14 protein-coding genes are annotated in these 16439 nt (G+C 29.0%); 5 read left to right on the plus strand and 9 right to left on the minus strand.

Features of this window, described 5'->3' with window-relative positions; genetic code table 11:
• Positions 1–40: 40 nt before the first annotated feature.
• A complete protein-coding gene (gene mutS / locus AC2GW8_RS09215) occupies positions 41–2614 on the minus strand; it encodes a DNA mismatch repair protein MutS (RefSeq protein ID WP_440882198.1) in 2574 nt (857 codons plus the stop codon).
• A 148-nt stretch (positions 2615–2762) separates the two neighbouring features.
• Here mutS and AC2GW8_RS09220 point away from each other — a divergent pair, with 148 nt between their 5' ends.
• The 3 genes from AC2GW8_RS09220 to AC2GW8_RS09230 all read left to right on the plus strand — a co-directional run bounded on the left by AC2GW8_RS09220 (position 2763) and on the right by AC2GW8_RS09230 (position 6649).
• A complete protein-coding gene (locus AC2GW8_RS09220; RefSeq protein ID WP_440879582.1) occupies positions 2763–3290 on the plus strand; it encodes an RNA methyltransferase in 528 nt (175 codons plus the stop codon).
• 196 nt (positions 3291–3486) lie between these two features.
• Entirely contained in the window at positions 3487–5823 is a 2337-nt protein-coding gene (locus AC2GW8_RS09225; protein ID WP_440879583.1) for a TonB-dependent receptor, read from the plus strand.
• A gap of 4 nt (positions 5824–5827) precedes the next feature.
• A complete protein-coding gene (locus AC2GW8_RS09230) occupies positions 5828–6649 on the plus strand; it encodes a DUF4249 family protein (protein WP_440879584.1) in 822 nt (273 codons plus the stop codon).
• 161 nt (positions 6650–6810) lie between these two features.
• On the opposite strand, the gene AC2GW8_RS09235 is transcribed toward AC2GW8_RS09230, so the two are convergent.
• From AC2GW8_RS09235 to AC2GW8_RS09245, 3 genes are all read right to left on the minus strand, one after another.
• On the minus strand, positions 6811–8079 hold the full coding sequence (locus tag AC2GW8_RS09235) for an MFS transporter (RefSeq protein WP_440879585.1): 1269 nt from the start codon (positions 8077–8079) through the stop codon (positions 6811–6813).
• 147 nt (positions 8080–8226) lie between these two features.
• Positions 8227–8886 (minus strand): hypothetical protein, encoded by a 660-nt coding sequence (locus tag AC2GW8_RS09240; protein ID WP_440879586.1) that lies wholly within the window; start codon positions 8884–8886, stop codon positions 8227–8229.
• 305 nt (positions 8887–9191) lie between these two features.
• Positions 9192–10187 carry an NAD(P)H-dependent glycerol-3-phosphate dehydrogenase gene (locus tag AC2GW8_RS09245; RefSeq protein ID WP_440879587.1) on the minus strand — a complete coding sequence of 332 codons (996 nt, stop codon included), beginning with the start codon at positions 10185–10187 and terminating at the stop codon, positions 9192–9194.
• 181 nt (positions 10188–10368) lie between these two features.
• Here AC2GW8_RS09245 and dut point away from each other — a divergent pair, with 181 nt between their 5' ends.
• On the plus strand, positions 10369–10800 hold the full coding sequence (dut, locus tag AC2GW8_RS09250; RefSeq protein ID WP_440879588.1) for a dUTP diphosphatase: 432 nt from the start codon (positions 10369–10371) through the stop codon (positions 10798–10800).
• 1 nt (position 10801) lies between these two features.
• On the opposite strand, the gene AC2GW8_RS09255 is transcribed toward dut, so the two are convergent.
• Both AC2GW8_RS09255 and recA read right to left on the minus strand, forming a co-directional pair.
• On the minus strand, positions 10802–11350 hold the full coding sequence (locus AC2GW8_RS09255) for a GNAT family N-acetyltransferase (RefSeq protein WP_440879589.1): 549 nt from the start codon (positions 11348–11350) through the stop codon (positions 10802–10804).
• A 190-nt stretch (positions 11351–11540) separates the two neighbouring features.
• Positions 11541–12548: a recombinase RecA gene (gene recA, locus AC2GW8_RS09260; RefSeq protein ID WP_440879590.1), complete on the minus strand. Its 1008-nt coding sequence runs from the start codon at positions 12546–12548 to the stop codon at positions 11541–11543.
• A gap of 375 nt (positions 12549–12923) precedes the next feature.
• On the opposite strand from recA, the gene AC2GW8_RS09265 reads away from it, so the two are divergent.
• The gene (locus AC2GW8_RS09265; RefSeq protein ID WP_440879591.1) at positions 12924–13781 is read left to right on the plus strand and encodes an N-acetylglucosamine kinase; all 858 of its coding nucleotides are present in this window, start codon (positions 12924–12926) and stop codon (positions 13779–13781) included.
• Positions 13782–13796: 15 nt separating this feature from the next.
• On the opposite strand, the gene AC2GW8_RS09270 is transcribed toward AC2GW8_RS09265, so the two are convergent.
• From AC2GW8_RS09270 to AC2GW8_RS09280, 3 genes are all read right to left on the minus strand, one after another.
• On the minus strand, positions 13797–14255 hold the full coding sequence (locus tag AC2GW8_RS09270) for a GNAT family N-acetyltransferase (RefSeq protein ID WP_440879592.1): 459 nt from the start codon (positions 14253–14255) through the stop codon (positions 13797–13799).
• The gene (rpiB, locus tag AC2GW8_RS09275) at positions 14255–14689 is read right to left on the minus strand and encodes a ribose 5-phosphate isomerase B (protein WP_440879593.1); all 435 of its coding nucleotides are present in this window, start codon (positions 14687–14689) and stop codon (positions 14255–14257) included. The genes AC2GW8_RS09270 and rpiB overlap by 1 nt, the downstream gene beginning before the upstream one ends.
• Positions 14690–15443: 754 nt before the next feature.
• Positions 15444–16370 carry a diacylglycerol/lipid kinase family protein gene (locus AC2GW8_RS09280; protein WP_440879594.1) on the minus strand — a complete coding sequence of 309 codons (927 nt, stop codon included), beginning with the start codon at positions 16368–16370 and terminating at the stop codon, positions 15444–15446.
• Between the last annotated feature and the right edge of the window lie 69 nt (positions 16371–16439).

Here is a 16439-nt window from a genome sequence, read left to right on the forward strand (position 1 = left end):
ATTTGGGTGATGAGTTATAGAAATAAGAAGATACTAGAGCTTACTTCTTCACCAACATACGCTTTATTTCATTCAACTTCATAAGAGCTTCAATAGGTGTTAAAGTATCGATATTAGTAGTTAATATTTCTTCTCTTAAATCTTCTAATAAAGGATCGTCTAACTGAAAAAAACTCAATTGCATTTCTTCATTACCTACCTCCTTTAAAGTATCTTTTACCTCTTTATTTGAATTATTTTCTTCTAGTTGCTTTAATATTTTATTTGCTCTTCGAATAACCATAGGTGGCATTCCAGCTAATTTTGCTACATGAATTCCAAAACTATGGTTACTTCCTCCTGACACCAATTTTCTAAGGAAAATAATGCTGTCTTTTAGTTCTTTTACTGAAACGTTGAAGTTTTTTATCCGTTCAAAAGTAGTGGTCATTTCATTTAACTCATGATAATGAGTAGCAAATAAGGTTTTTGCTTTAGAAGGATGCTCGTGCAAATATTCAGCAATAGCCCAAGCAATAGAAATGCCATCATAAGTAGAAGTTCCTCTTCCAATTTCATCAAGAAGTACCAAACTTCTTTCAGATATATTATTTAAAATGGAAGCTGTCTCATTCATTTCTACCATAAAAGTTGACTCTCCCATTGAAATATTATCACTGGCTCCTACTCTTGTAAAAATTTTGTCAACCAATCCAATACGAGCATTTTGCGCTGGTACATAGCTTCCCATCTGGGCTAATAATACAATTAAAGCTGTTTGACGTAAAATGGCTGATTTACCTGACATATTAGGACCAGTAATCATGATTACTTGTTGCTGATTTCTGTTTAATACAACATCATTGGCAATATACTCTTCACCAATTGGTAGTTGTTTTTCGATAACAGGATGTCGTCCATTTTTAATTTCAATATCAGTGCTTTTATCAACAATAGGCCGTACATAGTTGTTTTCTATTGCTAAGGTTGCAAATGATAATAAACAATCAATTTGAGCTATTAGTTGAGCGTTGTTTTGTACAGATTGAACATGTTCAATTATAAAACTTATTAAAGTACCAAATAACTCGCTTTCCAGTTGTTGAATTTTTTCTTCCGCTCCTAGAATTTTTGACTCATATTCTTTAAGCTCTTCAGTAATATAACGTTCTGCATTTACCAGAGTTTGCTTACGAATCCATTCTTCAGGTACTTTATTTTTATGCGTATTTCTTACCTCAATATAATAACCAAAAACATTGTTAAAAGCAATTTTTAAACTAGGTATTCCTGTTCTTTCTGTTTCTCTTTCGAGCATCGAATCAAGATATTCTTTACCTGAATTGGCTATATTTCTTAACTCATCTAATTCCTCTGATACTCCATTGGCAATTGTATTTCCTTTATTAATATTTACTGGCGCATCATCAAAAATTGTTGAAGATATTTTATCAATTAATTCTTTACAATCGTTTAATTGTTTTCCAATTAATTTAACAGAAGCATTTTTGCTGTTTTCAGACGCTTCTTTTATGGGCTTTATGGCTTTTAATGAATTTTTCAATAAAACTGTTTCTCTTGGAGAAACTTTACCTGTAGCAACTTTAGAAATTAGGCGTTCAATATCTGATATTTGCTTTAGTTGATAGGTAACAGTTTCAAAAAAATCATCAGTCTCAATTAAAAACTTCACCAATTCATGACGTTGTTTAATAGCATCTAAATCTTTTAGAGGAAGCGCTAACCAACGTTTTAAAAGCCTTCCTCCCATTGGTGAAATCGTTTTATCTATAATGGTTAACAAACAAACTGAATTGAGTGAATTACCACCATATAGCTCTAAATTTTTTATGGTAAAACGATCCATCCAAACATAATTATCTTCTGCTATTCTACTTATTGTTTGAATATGCTCTAGTTTATTATGCTGTGTTTCTGAAAGATAATACATAACAGCCCCGCCAGCCACAATTCCTTGTTCAAGTTCATCTACACCAAATCCTTTTAAATTTTTAACTTTAAAATGATTGCTCAAAGTTTCAAGTCCATAGTCTTTTTGAAACACCCAATCTTCTAAATAAAAGGTGTGAAATCTTTTTGTAAAAAGCTCTAAAAATTTTTGTTTGAATTGTTTTTGAACAAGTATTTCACTTGGAGAAAAGTTTTGTAGCAATTTATCTACATATTCATCATTTCCTTCAGCAATTAGAAACTCTCCTGTAGAAACATCTAAGAAAGAAACTCCTATTGTTTTTTTACTAAAATGAACTGCTGCTAAAAAATTGTTAGATTTTGATTGTAAAATATCATCATTCAAAGCCACCCCTGGCGTTACTAATTCTGTAACGCCACGCTTAACAATCTTTTTAGTCATTTTAGGATCCTCTAACTGATCACAAATGGCAACTCGAAGACCTGCTTTAACCAACTTAGGCAAATATGTATTAAGAGAATGATGCGGAAATCCAGCCAACGCTGTTTCACTTTCACTACCATTTCCTCTTTTAGTCAAAATAATACCTAAAACCTCCGATGCTTTAATAGCGTCTTCGCCAAAGGTTTCATAAAAATCCCCTACTCTAAATAATAACATCGCATCAGGATATTTTCCTTTAATTCCGTTATATTGTTGCATTAATGGGGTTATCTTTTTTGCCTTTGTTTTTGTCAAGTTTGTGGATTTTTTCTGTTAGTTTTGCGAAGATAGAAAAAAGTGATTAGTTGTTGGTTTTTAATAACTGGTTTTATATTTAATAAAACATCATACTGTTTATATATTTTTTATGAGGAAACTTAAAAACAATGAGTTAAGAAGAATCAGTGTCTCTGAGTTTAAAAAAGCTTCAAAAACACCATTAATTGTAATTTTAGATAACATAAGGAGTTTAAATAATATTGGTTCAGTATTCAGGACAGCCGATGCTTTTTTAATAGAAAAAATCTATTTATGTGGCATTACCGCAACACCTCCTAACAAAGAAATACATAAAACTGCTTTAGGCGCAACAGAATCGGTAGATTGGGAATATGTTGAAAACACCGTAGATTTGGTAAATAATCTTAAAAAAAATGACATTTTTATTGCTAGTGTTGAACAGGCAGAAAATAGCACTATGCTCAATAAATTTACCCCTAATGCTTCTAAAAAAACAGCTATCATTTTTGGAAATGAGGTAAAAGGAGTTCAACAAGAAGTTGTTTCTAATTCTGATGTTTGCATTGAAATACCTCAACTAGGAACAAAACATTCATTAAATATATCAGTAAGTTGTGGCGTTGTTTTATGGGATTTATTTACAAAGTACAATTAGTGAATCAATTTTAATATACAAAATATTCATACCTTTTTAAAAAAGATTTTGAATGTTATTTATACATTAATGAAGACTATGAAATTTATTGTAATTGATACTAAATATACTAATTTGTATTTTTTTTAACAATAAAAAAAAATGATTTCATAACTGAAAATCATTACTTTGCGTTTATTTTTTTATCATTTAATTAATGAAAAATTCAAATTATTTTTTTTTAATTGTTTTATTTTTTTGCTGTTTTACTAAACATCTTTATGGGCAAAAAACAAATAAAAAATATACTATTAGCGGGTATGTTAAAGAACTCGGGAGTCAAGAAGATCTTCCCATGGTTTCCGTTTTTATTCCTAATAAAAATTTGGGAACTAGTACCAACGATTATGGCTTTTATTCTTTAACCCTTCCTGAAGGAGAATACGAGTTAGTTATTTCTTATGTTGGCTACACCAATCAAAAAAAAACAGTAAAACTCCAAGAAAACCTAAAACTCAACTTTGAAATGGAAGTGAGTAGGGAAGTACTTGATGAAGTAATTTTGCATGCCAATAAGGAAACTAAAGAAAGTCAACAATCACAAATGAGTATGCTTAGACTGAAAACCAAAGATGTAAAAGAAGTACCAGCAATATTTGGAGAAAAGGATGTGATTAAAACCTTACAATTACTACCAGGTATTCATAGAGGAAGTGAAGGGTTCTCTAATTTCTTTGTACGAGGAGGAACACCAGATCAAAATTTAATCATATTAGACGATGCACCAGTGTATAACTCTAATCATTTATTTGGATTTTTATCCGTTTTTAATGGAGACGCCATTAAATCTATAGAAATGTATAAAGGCGGCTTTCCTGCACGATTTGGTGGTAGGTTATCCTCTGTATTAAAAATAGATACAAAAAATGGTAACAAAGAAAAATTAAAAGGTAAGTTTTCTGTAGGTTTAGTATCTACATCTGCCGTTTTAGAAGGTCCCATTAAAAAAGGAAAAACATCTTTTCTATTCAGTGGTAGACGAACATATTTAGATTTGTTATTAAAACCATTTTCAAATAGTGCTACTAGCTCTTTATTTAACTTCACTGATTTCAACTTTAAAATACATCATGTTTTTAATGATAAAAACAAATTATATTGGAGTAACTATTACGGTAATGATCATTTATCTATTTCTGAACCCACTGAAAATGGGATACTAAATAATCATAGTTCTTTAAATTGGGGTAATATTACCTCTACTTTGCGATGGAATCATGAGTTCAGCGATACGTTTTTTTCTAATACCTCTTTTATTTACAGCAATTATAATTTACAGGTTAAAAATGAATACACTACTGAAACACAAGAAAATATATTTAATTTAAAATCTGGAATTAACGATTTTGGTTTGAAAATGGACTTCGATTATTACCCAAATCCAAAACATCTCATAAAGTTTGGATTTGCCTCAACCTACCATCATTTTACACCAAGACAATCTAGATTAGAACAAAGTAGTGGTGATAACGCAGCATTTAAACAGGATATAAAATCATTAGAAAGTGCACTTTACGCCGAAGATGATTGGAAATTATCCAATTCTTTACGGTTTTCAGGAGGATTTCGATTCTCGCATTACAAGCATAAAGCTAAAACTTATATGAGTTTTGAACCACGAGCTACTTTATCTTGGAATGTGCAACCCAATTTAGCAGTTAAAGCTTCTTATGCTAATATGAACCAATACATTCATTTATTAACTAATGCCAACGCTGGACTTCCAACGGATATCTGGGTATCTTCTACAGAAAATCTAAAACCACAAAAATCAGAACAGTTTGCTCTAGGTATTGCAAAAGACTTTGTAGATAAAGGGTACACACTTACTTTGGAGGGATATTATAAAAAAATGGATAATATCATTTCCTATAAAGAAGGTACCTCTTTTATAACACTTGAAAATTCAATGAATGCAAAAGAAATCAATTGGGAAAAAAATATTACAAATGGACAAGGTTGGGCATATGGTACAGAACTTTTGTTTCGTAAAAATATTGGTAAAGTAACAGGGTGGTTAGGATATACACTCTCTTGGTCTGAACGTCAATTTGATGAAATAAATAAAGGAAAACGTTTTTTTGCAAAATATGACAGACGACATGATATCTCTTTGGTAAGCGTCTATAAGCCATCTGAAAATATTGTTTTATCTGGATCTTGGGTATTTTCTAGTGGAGATAATTTCAATTTATTGGATCGTGAAGCCTTAACGGGTCTGAATAACTCCTTAATTCCTAATGATAATTCAATACAACCGTTTTTAAAAGAACGTAACAACTTTCAGGGAGAAAATTACCACAGACTAGATCTTGGTATTCAACTACACAAAAAACTAAGTAAAAATACATCTCGCTTTTGGGAATTTTCGATATATAATGCCTATGGAAGAAAAAATCCTTTTTTTTATCATTATGATTACAGAGAAAATAAACTAATGAAAAGAACTTTTCTTCAATTTGTACCCTCCATAAGTTACACCTATAGATTTTAATACTATGAATTACATAAAAAATATTATTTTAGGAACACTTTGTCTTTTATGCATCAGCTGTGAAAATAATTTTGATGCAAATCATTTATTAGATCAAAAACAATATACCGTAATTAATGGGTATCTATGCCCTCAAGATGCAAATATAAAAATACAAGTATCAAAGTCTAAAACTATCGGTGGTAGCGAAGGTATCGAAGATTTATTGATTGCAAATGCCTTAGTATCTATCAAAGATACCAATGGAAATAGCATAAACTTACCTTATTCTTCTACTTCTTATAGCTACGAAATTTCTGCTTCCGAATTTCCAATTATTGCAGGACAAAAATACTTTCTTTCCGTAGAAATAAATGACGACACTTTTCAAGCTTCTTGTACCATACCATCAGAAATGGTACAAAATGTTGATGTTACTGTGCAAAATCATATAAAGCCTTGGGGAGGCGAAGAAAAAGAAATAATAATTAATTTTCCCGATATTAAAAACACAAAAAACTATTATATCGTCGCTTCCTATGATGATATCCCAAATTCAAATTTTTATGAATATTTATTTGTTTTAGATACTGGTTTTGAAAATAGAAATATTACTGCAACAGCAATCCAATATTATTTTGACGAACAACCAGAAAAAATTCAAGTACGTGTTGCCAATGCGGAGAAGATATTATACGATGCAATTAGTGCTATGGACTCCAACTATTCGAATGAAGGTATTCTCTTTTATGAAAGTGTCGTTAGCCCTTCGAATATAGAAGGAAAAGATGCATTAGGTGTTTTTGCAGGGTACCAGCTAACCATAGTTGAGCAAGATATCGACTAAAGTTATACCAATTAACAAACCATAATATTAAATAAAATTAGTACAAAATGTTTGTATGTACTCCCTAAAGTAATAATTAGGCTTTCTATTATAAAGCCCAATTATTATTTATATCATAAAAGACAAATTATATAATTTTTCCACCCCCCACGCCCTATATATTATACTGATTTTTCGTGTTCTTCTAAATCTTTAGTAAGATCTAACTTTCTTAAAATTGGATTCCATATTCCTGTTACTACTACCGTTATTAAAGTCATGGTACCACCAAAAATCACTGCAGTAACTGTACCCATAATTTTAGCCGTAAAACCGCTTTCAAGTGCACCTAACTCATTAGAAGAACCAACAAACATAGAATTTACGGAAGCGACCCTTCCACGCATGTGATCTGGAGTTTTTAATTGTAAAATAGTTTGTCTAATAACCATAGACACTCCATCAGTTACACCACTAAAAAATAATGCTACCAAAGAAACAATAAAAGATGTTGATAAACCAAATGTGATAATACATATACCAAATCCAAAAATAGCGACTAAAAGCTTTATTCCCGCATTTTTACTTACTGGTATGTAGGCAGTAAGTAACATAGTTAAAAAAGCACCAATAGCAGGAGCCGCTCTTAGAGCACCGAACCCTTCAGCCCCAACTTTCAAAATATCTTGCGCAAACACAGGTAATAATGCAATTGCTCCTCCAAATAATACAGAAATCATATCTAAAGTTATGGCACCTAAAATTGCTTTAGTTTTAAATACATAGTTTATTCCTTCTCCTAAACTTTTCCATATTTTTTCTCCTTTATTGGGGTTTAAAATGGGCTTTTTCTTTATTAAAAAAACTAATAATAATGAAATTAAGACCAAAATAAACACAAAACTAAGTGACTTACTTACACCAAAAAAAGAAATTGAATATCCAGCAAAAGCAGGACCTAAAACTCCAGAAATTTGCCATGTAGAACTGCTCCAGGTAGCTGCATTTGGATATAATTTTTTTGGAACAATCAATGCCATCAAAGAAAAAATTGTAGGGCCAAAAAATGAACGTAAAAAACCTCCAAAAAATACCAAACCGTAAATGCTATATAAGACAGTGTTTTGACTCCAATCTGCAATAAATGATGTATTAGTTAAAAAGTACAAACCGAAACTAATAAGAGAAAATAAAGCAATACATAACGCTAATAAATTTCTTTTTTCTTTTTGATCAACTATATGTCCTGCAAATAATGCCATAGAAAAAGCCGGTAAAAATTCGAATGCTCCTATAAGGCCCAAGCTCCATGGATCTTTAGTTAAAGAATATACTTGCCATTCAATAATTATAAACTGCATTGACCAAGCAAATACTAAAAAAAAACGCATTAAAAGAAATATGTTAAACTCTTTAATTCTTAAAGAAGCATAAGGATCTTTTGTTTTCATAAATTTGATTAATTCGGATTTTACCCCATTATAACATCAAAAGTATAGAAAATAACACGATACAAAGTGTTAAAAAATATAGATTCAAAAACCTAAATTAAAATAATACACTAGTTAATTAACTGGTTTTATCTTATAATACTTAATCTAGTTCAATTTTAGATCCATTAGAATAGCAAAAGTTTCATTTACATCTTCTTCCTTAACAACGATTGTCATTTCATGTGTAGTTGATATAACCTCTTGAACGGCTATATTAGCCCATGCAAACTGCTTCAATATAAAATAATAAACACCAGATTGTTCAAGATTTTCTTTTGGAAGTTTAATAGTAATTGAAGCTAAATCATTAACATTATTAATTAATATTTCGCTTTTAAAGATATCTTCCACAAAAGGTTGTAAATTTTTACTTGTTACTATATTTGTTTCAAAAATTCCTTGTGAAACTGTTAAAAAGTAATCATTACTATCTGCTGATTTACTCAAAATTTTTGCTATTTCTTTGAGTAAAGAGGGTGTATTTTTAAAAGTGAAATCACATAAATCAGACCTCACAATAACATCTCCCAAATCTAGAGCCAGTTTTTTTATATTTTTTCTGATTCTTAATTCATTAACTGGAGACAACCTGTTAATTGCCATCATAACTGCTCCTACTTTCACATCTTTTTTCAAAAGCTTGGAAACCTCTGGTAAAATTTCTCTCGCAAGTGAGGATACATTGATGAGTTTTTCGTTAAGTGCTTCTTCTATAAAAGGTGTTTTTCTAATGGTTATTTCAACAGCTTCTTGAATTGTTTTCATGGGTTAATTAAATTGAGCTTTTAGATTAAAAATTAACTATCTAAATAATAAAATTACTTTAAATTTTAAATTCTCAAAAGATCTATTTTTTGTAATTATAAATAAAAAAAGGAAATATTTGATTTGAAGTAAAAATATGCTTTTATTTCTTAATCAATGAGTTTTATAAAAAAATTGTAAATTCGTTTTTGGAGTGGTTTTATAAATTTCATTTTAAAACAACGTTAAAAATCAGGTAATTAAACTGAAGCGATTGATGAGGATTTCTTAATTGTAAGAAAAGTTTTTTGTACAAATACAAACAACTAATCTAATCTATTTGTTAACTTTCTGAACTCATCTTTCGCTTCTTTTTTATCATATAATATATTGTAAACAGTATCTATTATGGGAGTCTTAGCTCCGTTTTCTTTTTTGATTTTATAAGCGCTATTTGATGCATAATAACCTTCCGCAACCATACTCATTTCAAACATTGCAGATTTTACTGTATAGCCTTTACCAATCATATTTCCAAACATTCTATTTCTACTAAATACGGAATATCCTGTAACCAATAGATCTCCTAAATAAGCTGAATGATTGATATTTCGCTTCATTTTATGAACTTTTTTAATAAAACGTTTCATTTCCCTAATCGAGTTACTCATTAAAACAGACTGGAAATTATCACCGTAACCAAGACCGTGTGCAATTCCAGCAGCTATAGCATAAATGTTTTTTAACATCGCTGCATACTCAGTACCAATGATATCGTCCGAAATTTTTGTCTTGATATAACGACCTTTAATTTGCTTACTTAAATAGTTAGCTTTCTTCTTATCTTGACAAGCTATAGTAAGATAAGATAATCGTTCCATTGCAACTTCTTCAGCATGACATGGCCCAGTTATAACTCCAATATTTTCATAAGGTATATCATAGAATTCGTGAAAATACTCTCCTACAATTAATCCTGTTTCTGGAACAATACCTTTAATAGCAGAGAAAACTATTTTCCCCTTCAATGAACCTTTTAATTTATCAAGTTCTGCTTTTAAAAAAGCAGAGGGAATTGCAAAAATTAAAACATCATAATTTTGAACAATTATATCAATATTATCAGATAATTCTAATTGTTCTGGATGTAATTCTGCGGAACTTAAATAGCTAGGATTATGATTGTTTCTTTTTATATGCTCTATTGCATAAGTACTTCTCATATACCATCCAATAGTATTGGAATTTTCAGAGAGCATTTTAACAATAGCTGTTGCCCAACTTCCACCTCCTAATACAGCTATCTTTTGATTTTCTTCCATTTAGTTATTTGTTTTACAGTGCGAAATTAATAAATATGATAACTATAACCTCAAACTTAAAGTCATTATATTTTATTTTTAAAAAGTAACGTTAAATAAACGATTAATTTGCATTTCAAAAAGACTTATTTTTTAATAAAAAAATCATGTACTTTTGACTTCATCAATCTAAATTTTAATTATGAATATAAAAATTATAAATAAATCAAAACATGAAATTCCAGCCTATGAAACAAAAGGATCAGCAGGAATGGATTTACGTGCAAATTTAGAAAAATCTATTATACTGAAACCTTTGGATAGGGTTATTGTAAAAACAGGTTTGTTTATAGCACTTCCATTAGGTTTTGAAGCTCAAGTTCGTCCAAGAAGTGGGTTGGCTGCTAAAAAAGGAATTACTGTATTAAATGCTCCAGGAACAATAGATTCTGATTACCGAGGAGAAATAGGAGTTATTTTAGTAAATATTTCTAATGAAGAGTTCCATATAAAAGATGGAGAACGAATTGCACAATTAGTAATTGCTAAGCATGAACAAATAACTTGGACAGAAGTAGAAAAGTTAATTGAAACCGAACGAAATACAGGTGGTTTTGGTAGTACAGGTATTTAAATTACCGTAAGTCTTTTACGACTTGATTCATCTTTTTTACCGAATCGTGTAATAAATTAAAATCTAAAAAGCAGTGGGAGTGGTATTGAAATCCTTTTCTTTTGTAAAAATTAAATGCCTGTGGTTTTTCGTTCATAGTGTCGAGCCATAAAAATTCATATTGCTTTTTTTTAGCTTTATTTTCAATCCACATTAATAAACTACTACCAACTCCTAAACCATGTACTTTTGGATGCAAATAAATTCTTTGAAGTTTTACTATTTTTTTCTGTGAAAAATTTTTTAATGGTTCGTCCCATATAATTCTCATGTTACCGATAATTTCATTCTTATACAAAACAAAATAGTATTCTGTATTTTTTTCTAAAATTTCTTTTAAAATGTTTTGCTTACCGTACTGTTTTTGAACAAACCAATTTCCATTGTCCTTCCAAAAATGCCCATACGCCAGTGAATAAACTTCTTTCATTAGAGCATACATGACGGTAACATCTGACGTTTTTACAACACTTAATTTTATTAAATCTGAAATAATTATACTTGTATTCATTCTATTGAAATATTAAAAATAAATTTATTTTAAAATTTAAATAGCCTACTTTGTAAAAGTAAAAATATTTTTATCAAAGCCGCAACATTTCACATAAGCATCTAAAAAAATAAAAAAGCTACTAATAAAATATATAGTAGCTTTTCATTTAATTATTTTTTGATGATGGCTAAAACTATCATTTCATTTTTTACTCTTGATTTTCAATAGCTTCTTTAATTTTATTTTCAAGCTCATCCATCAACTCAGGATTATCTTTAATGATCCCTTTTACAGCATCTCTTCCCTGACCTAATTTAGTATCTCCATAACTAAACCAAGATCCACTCTTCTTAATAATATTGTAATCTACACCAATATCTAATACTTCCCCTACCTTCGAAATTCCTGCACCATACATAATATCAAATTCTGCTTGTTGAAAAGGTGGAGCAACTTTATTTTTTACAATTTTAACTTTAGTACTGTTACCAACAACTTTATCACCATCCTTAATTTGAGTTCGTCTTCTTATATCTAATCGAACAGAAGCGTAAAATTTAAGAGCATTACCACCAGTTGTTGTCTCTGGATTTCCAAACATTACTCCTATTTTCTCTCTTAACTGATTGATAAATATAACTGTACAGTTCGTTTTACTTATGGTTGCTGTTAATTTACGTAGAGCCTGAGACATTAAACGAGCATGGAGTCCCATTTTAGAATCTCCCATTTCTCCTTCAATCTCAGATTTTGGGGTCAAGGCAGCTACAGAATCTACCACAACAATATCAATAGCTCCAGATCTAATTAAATTATCAGCAATTTCAAGTGCCTGTTCACCATGATCTGGCTGTGATATAATCAAATTATCAACGTCAACTCCTAGACTTTCTGCGTAAAAACGATCAAAAGCGTGTTCGGCATCAATAAAAGCAGCAATTCCACCACTTTTTTGAGCCTCAGCTATTGCATGTATTGTTAAAGTTGTTTTACCAGAAGATTCTGGTCCATATATTTCTATAATTCGACCTCTTGGATAACCTCCAACTCCTAACGCTAAGTCTAACCCAAGTGATCCAGAAGAAATTGCGTCTATATCTTCAATCTGACTATCACCTAGTTTCATTACTGTACCTTTACCATAAGTTTTATCTAACTTATCCAAAGTAAGTTGAAGCGCTTTTAATTTCGCTTCTTTCTCTTTATCTGCTGCCATAAAATCTGCTAAAAACTTTTTAATAAAAAATAAGAAATGCTAAGTTATAAAAAACTTACTGTTTTTTACTTAAAATATTATTAGTTTTTACTTAGTACATATAACTTATATTTTACTAAAAAAAATGATTTATTAACAAATAAAAAATGTTTTATGACATAAGTTTTAAATGAGTTATAAAAAATTTGATTGATAATTAATTGTTTTTAAATCCTTAAATTTACGTAACCTGTCTAAAAAATTAACTCATTAATAAACATATTTTTATATTTGAACTCATTTTTTTTCTATGAGAAATAGAAAACTTTTCTGTAATGATTCATATAAATTATGAAAATAATTGACAATTATTTAAAACCTATTAAACTGTAAATAATGATTTTAGTAGCAGACGGTGGCTCTACAAAAGTTGACTGGGTAGCCATAGACAATGATAAAAATGAAATATTTAGAACAAGTACTTTAGGGCTCAATCCTAATGTTGTTTCTTCTTTAGAATTACAATCACGTTTAGAAAGTTCTTCTGAATTAATGGAGTACAGGACATTAATTTCTGAAATTTACTTTTATGGTGCAGGACTTGGAACCTCTTCTCCAAAAATAATTTTAAATGAAATTCTAAAAAATTTCTTTCAAAATACCAAAAAAATAACAGTTGAAGAAGATATATTAGGAGCAGTATATGCCTCTGCAAAAAATGAAAAAGCCATTGTATGTATTTTAGGAACAGGAGCTAATAGCTGCTATTATAATGGAGAATCTATAACGTGTATTGCTCCATCATTAGGATACATTATAATGGATGAAGCGAGCGGAAATTATTTTGGGAAACGTTTAATCAGAGACTTCTTTTACAAAAAAATGCCTAGTGAAATTGCTGCTGCTATGAGTGATGAATTTGATTTAACTCCTGATGTAATTAAGTCTAACTTGTATAAAATAGATAATCCTAATAAGTATTTAGCTTCTTTTGCTAAATTCATGTTCAATCATCAAAATGATTCATATATAAGAAAACTAGTAATGAATGGTTTTAAAAAGTTTTTTCTTTATCATGTTTTAAATTACAAAAAAAGTAAAGACACGCCAATTTATTTTATTGGGTCTATTGCATTTTATTTTGGAGATTTGTTAAGAGAAGAAGCAAAGAAAAATGGAGTTCAAATTACAGGCATTATTGCAAAGCCAATAGATAACTTAATAGAATATCATAAAGAAATATTAGTTTCTTAAAAATAAAAAGCTTCCTTAATTGGAAAGCTTTTTATTTTTTATTATCATTTTAACATGTGGTATACCATCTTCTAAGTATTCTTCTCCGATAGTTTCAAAACCATGGGAAGTATAAAATTTCAACAAATACGTTTGTGCTGATATACTGATTTCCTGAGTATTATAGTAGTTATTAACAGCTTTAATAGAGGCTTTAATTAAATCGTGTCCATATCCAAACTTTCGTTGCGATTGATCTACAACAACTCTACCTATACTTGAAGTATCAAAATACTGTCCACTATCAAACAAACGCGTATATGCTATAATTTTCTCTTCTTTGGTTCCAATTACATGCAAAGCCTTTTGATCTTTTCCATCAAGATCCTGGTATACACAATCTTGTTCCACAACAAAAACTTCCGAACGCAATTGTAGAATTCTATATAATTCGGACGTTGTTAATTCAGAAAATGTTTTTACTACAAAATTCATTATTGATTACATGCTATTTTATTAACTCTATTTTCATGACGACCACCTTCAAACTCGGTAGACAAAAATATCTTCACAAAACCTAGAGCCTGATGTAATGAAACAAAACGTGCAGGAATTGCCAATATATTTGAATTATTGTGTTGACGTGCCAATTCAACCAGTTCATTATTCCAACACAAAGCTGCTCTCACACCTTGGTGTTTATTAGCAGTTATTTGCGCACCATTTCCACTTCCACAGAGTATAATACCAATTTCTGCTTTACCTTTTTCAACAGCATCTGAAGTAGGATGAATAGAGTCAGGATAATCCATGCTATCGTTCGTATCGGTTCCAAAATTTATAACCGTATGTCCTAATTCTTCCAAGAGTTTAACTATCTCAAACTTATAATCAGTACCAGCATGATCATTACCAATTGCTATTGTCATAATTTATTGATTTTAATTAAGTTGTGAACTACAAAAGTAAGGTTATTAGTGGTTGTCAACAGTAATTATCAATACTTTTTTGAAAACCTTTAATAAGTCCTTTACTATCAAGGTATTTCAATAAAAAATAAAAATGTTAAAAACTATTGGTATATTTTAAAAAATAAATTTGTGTTTGTTTAGTTTTTTTTCAATACAATTACAACTTTCAATTAAGCAACTTTTTTTCTTAGTTTTTAACTAACATTTATCAACATTTTTTTTACAGTTTATTTACATAAAATATTAAACTTTTAATCAATAAAAAATAGTGAAATAGTATTTAATAACATTGTTGATAACCTCAATAAATGTATAGTTTTAAAAGACTTACTCTATTTATAATATGTTAATGATTTTTAATAAATCAGAAAAACAATTATTATTTCATTTTTTTACTCTACATATTCACACACTATAATAATTAATATATATTTTTTAAATTTTTAAATTCTATTTGTATTATAATATTAGATGTTAATAACATGATTTTACAATTAAAATTTATTTAAAAGAAAGTAGTCTGGAATTTTAGTTAAGAAAGGTATAATGCTATATACTTTAATATAGAGTATTGGTTTAGATTCGTTGGCTAGTAAACTATGGTTTCTTTCAAATTAATTACTTTATCTGCAGCAGTCTTGGTGGAATAAAAAAATTAGAAGAGCTATTTCTATATTTAAGTATTACTTTCATATGCCACTTAATATTGTATTTAACCATAAAAAGGTTTATTAACAACAAATTGAATTGCTTTGTTATAAATAGAAACTTTAACGGAACCACTACCTACTAACTCTCCATCGGCTTCTATAAAACTACTTAGATTTTGATTTTTAGGAACTATTAACAACGACGTACTTTTGTATGTTGAAATTTTTTTATGGTTTATAATGGAACCATTGTATAAACCTCGTAAGTTCTTAATCAAATCTAATATATTTAGATTTTTAGCAATTGTAATATCAAACAATCCATTTGATGAACTTGAATAACTTGTTAATTTCATTCCGCCACCAGAATATTTACAAATACCAAATAGTATCATTAAGCATTTTTCTTTTATTGTTTCATTGTTTACTTTTATTTCATATTTATTTTTTTTATAAGATATAATCGCTGAAATACTACTTATCAAATAGGAAATGGCTCCTAAATTTTTTAATTTATCCATATTACTAACAATATAACCATCATAACCTATTCCAGCTACATTATTAAAATATCTTGAGGTATTCTTTAACTCTAAGAAACCTATATCTTGATATTCTGTATTTACTTTTTTTATAATCTCTATTGATTTTTTAATATCGTTATCAATATTGTAGGTTTTTATCCAATCATTTCCCGTACCTATTGGAATTACTCCTATTACAATTTTGTTTTGAGAGATTATATTTTGCTTCATTACTCCGTTAACTATGTAATGAAGAGTTCCATCTCCTCCAATTGAAATAAAATGAGTGTACCCTTTTCTTATAGCATCATAAACTATTTCAATTTCGTGTTTATGATACTCTGTTATTTTAAATTCATATTCAATATTGAAATATTTTAAATAGGAATGAATTTTAATATGTTGTTGTTTATAATTATTCTTTCCGGCAATCGGGTTAGCAATAGCATACCATTTTTGAGTCATATTTTAGTAAGTAAAATCTAAATCAGAAAAGTACAAAAAGTTTAATAAGAAATTAATTTGTAATTTGCA

This window comes from Tenacibaculum profundi (assembly GCF_057162725.1).